Source organism: Frankia sp. CeCAU1, assembly GCF_977971845.1.
On sequence record NZ_CDWWXA010000112.1, the window covers coordinates 13,100 to 16,029 of the forward strand.

Genomic DNA, 2,930 nt, shown 5'->3' on the forward strand with positions numbered 1-2,930 from the left:
GGGTGGTGGCGGTCAGGTCCGGGCGGGCAGCGCCTGGATCCGGTTGATCATCGTGGCGACGGCGTGGGCCCAGGGCCAGGTCGCGGGGGTCCGGATCTCGCGGCGCCGGCCCGAGTAGATGATCCTCGCGGCGACGTGCAGGACCCGGTACCGAAGTTTCTTCGGCTCGGCGGTGGCGAGGTCGCCGTCGAGCGCGAGGAGTCTCAGCCAGGCGTGCAGGTCGCAGGCCATCGCGACGGCGACGCACCACGCCGTGTTGATCGCCTTTCGTTTGCTGGGCATCCGGCGGAGGCCCGTGTCCTTGCCTCTGCGGAGGAAACCTTCCACGCGGGCCTGGAGGCGGTGGACGGCCTCGACGAACGGGACCTGCTGGTGGCCGGCCGGCAGGTCGGCGTCCAGACGGGCGGGCAGGTTCGTGCCGGTGACCTGGAACCGGAACCCGGCGTGCTGCTCGAACAGGGACAGCTGCGCGCCGGGTGCGGGCCGTTCGCGGCGCGCGACCAGGCGCAGGGTCTTCGGCCAGGTCCGGTAGCGGTCCCCGGTCGGGGCCTCGCGCAGTAGCCCGGTCAGGTCCGTGACCTGCCCGTTCGTGCGGGGGGTGCCATCGGTGCGCACGGAGGTGGCCCACGCGGTCTCGGGGACCTCGCCGACGGCCGAGCGGACCCGCTCGTCGACGTCGAAGCCGACGGCGTAGTAGACGGTGCGCTCGGGGTGCTCGGGGTCGTGGCCGAGCTGGTCGAGGAAGGTGACGAGGTCGTGGCTGGACCCGGCGCCGTCGACGGTGATCAGCAGCTTGTTCCGGTGGGTCTCGGGGAGCTGGGCGATCGCCTCGCGGATGACCTCGATGTGGTCGACGGCGGTGTTCGAGCCGGCGTTGCCGGGCCGGAGCTTGAGCACGAGGCACTCGCCGGTGTTGTCACACCACACCGTCAGCAGGTGATGGCCGTAGGTCTTCTTGAACGTGCCTTTCGCGTCCTCCTTGTCGCTGTGCGCGATCACGATCGTCGGGTCGACGCGCAGCACGACGAACTCGCCGAGGTCGGTGCCGGCGACCGTCGAGGCCGGGATCCCGCCGCGGGCGTTGGCGAGCAGCGTCCAGACGTGCGCCCGGACCTCGGCGCGCGCCGCGGCGATCTCCCTGGTCCGCCCGGACGCCTCGTGCAGCGCCCGCCAGGCTGTCGCGACGGACGTGACCGGGCCGAACAGTTCCTCCTGGTCGCCGAGCGCGGCGATCTCCCCGAGGCGGGTACCCCCGTCGGCGATCACCACGGCGATGTCGGTGAGGACCCGGCCGCGGTCCAGGCCCGGGTAGGCCGTGGTACCGGCCATCGCCGACCCGAGCGCCCGGGGCATCCCGACCTTGTCCATCAGCATCCGAGCACCCGCGGTGCCGGCCCGGCTCGTGATACCGCCACCACCGACCGTGACATGCGTGCCGGCCGACCACTGCGTAGACTTCACCTGACAGGTGCTCCTGGTCTTGCGGACGATTGGGCCTTAGACATCCCTATTGTCCCAGGTCAGGGGCACCTTTCTGCGTCCGGAATCTAGATCAACCAGGGAATTGCTGAATACTCCAGGCGAGGGTGATCGCCTGGTTGGGATGGCGGGCGTGGTGGCGTAGGGCTCGGGCGATGTTGGTGAAGCCGGCGAACCGGAACAGGCTGATCACCAGGTTGCGGAGAGCGGCCATGACCTGGGGTCCGCTGCCGGTACGAGCCTGGTGGAGGTCTTCACCCAGCGTGACGTCACGGACCCAGCGCAGGCGGACCTCGACGTGCCAGTGGCCCCGGATCCAGGTGGCCAGTTCGGCGGGTAGGGCGTCGTGGGCGGGCAGGGTGCAGATCGCGTAGACGGTCTCACGTCGCCGACAACGCTTGCCCTCGGTCTTCTTCTTGTTCTTGTTGATCGGGCGGGAGGTGCGGGTGACCTGGATGGCCTGGGCGGCGTGGGGGAACCCGAGCCCGGCCGGGACGGTGACGGCTTTGAGGGTGCGTGTCTCGATCCGGCCGTGACCACGGCCGGTGGTGGTGTGCCCGACCGGGACGTCTTTCCAGGGCAGGGTTTTCAACCGGGTGCGGACGGTGGGCTGGTTGCGTTTCACGGTGACCAACAGGTGCGCTCCCCGGGTGTGGAGGTAGTCGGCGTGCGCGGTCTGCGCGTGCATCGCATCGACGATGATCAGGACGTCGGTCAGGTCGGGGATCTGCTCGAGAACCGTGGAGAACAAAGGGATTTCGTGGGTCTTCTCGTCGACGTCGACCTGCGCCAGGACCACGCCGCGGGCATGGTCGAGAACACCGAGGAGGTGCACGGGGTGGGCGCCGTGCCGGGTGGCGCGCATCGCCTTCCCGTCGACGGCGAGCACCCGCCGTACCCGGCGTCGGCGCCGTGGCGGCTGGTGCCCGGCGGTGTCGACGGCGTCCAGGCGGGCCCGGATCCAGGCTCCGATCGCGGCCTCCAACGCCGCCCGGTCCACACGTACCAGCACCCGCCAGATCGTCACCGGGCCCGGGACCCGCCCGGTCAACCCCAGGCCGGCGCGGGCGTCCGCGGGCAGGTCGGCGGCCCATTCCCCGATCGCCGCGAACGAGCGGGCGCCACTGAGCATCGCGCACACCGCGATCGCCAGGAGCGCGGCGAAGGGGTAGCGCACCCCGCGCCGTCGGCGTGGGTCCGGTACCTGCGCGAGCGCTTCGCATAACGCGATCCGCTCACTGTCGGTCAGCGAACCCGGTGGGCTACTCAGGTCCAGGATCTGCCCGGCGAGCCCGTCGATCACAGCAGCGATGGGAGCCGATGACATCGGCGGGCACGGCCTTCCCTGGCGAACATGAAGCGTCGAGAACTCCATGATCGACAGAAGGGCCGTGCCCGCCGTCCATCTCCTCTCTGCGTGTCGCCGGCATCCATCCAGGTCAGGCCACACG

2 protein-coding genes are annotated in these 2,930 nt (G+C 70.6%); both read right to left on the reverse strand.

Annotated elements, in window-relative coordinates; all coding sequences use genetic code 11:
* Nucleotides 1-12 precede the first annotated feature (12 nt).
* Nucleotides 13-1,461, reverse strand: a complete 1,449-nt coding sequence (locus AC08OO_RS17620) for an IS1380 family transposase (RefSeq protein WP_476610151.1) — start codon at nucleotides 1,459-1,461, stop codon at nucleotides 13-15.
* A 91-nt stretch (nucleotides 1,462-1,552) separates the two neighbouring features.
* Nucleotides 1,553-2,806, reverse strand: a complete 1,254-nt coding sequence (locus AC08OO_RS17625; RefSeq protein WP_476610150.1) for an ISAs1 family transposase — start codon at nucleotides 2,804-2,806, stop codon at nucleotides 1,553-1,555.
* Between the last annotated feature and the right edge of the window lie 124 nt (nucleotides 2,807-2,930).

Excerpts from the sequence above, each read along its gene's own strand:
- AC08OO_RS17625 (WP_476610150.1), bottom strand. The coding sequence starts at position 2,806 with ATGTCATCGGCTCCCATCGCTGCTGTGATCGACGGGCTCGCCGGGCAG.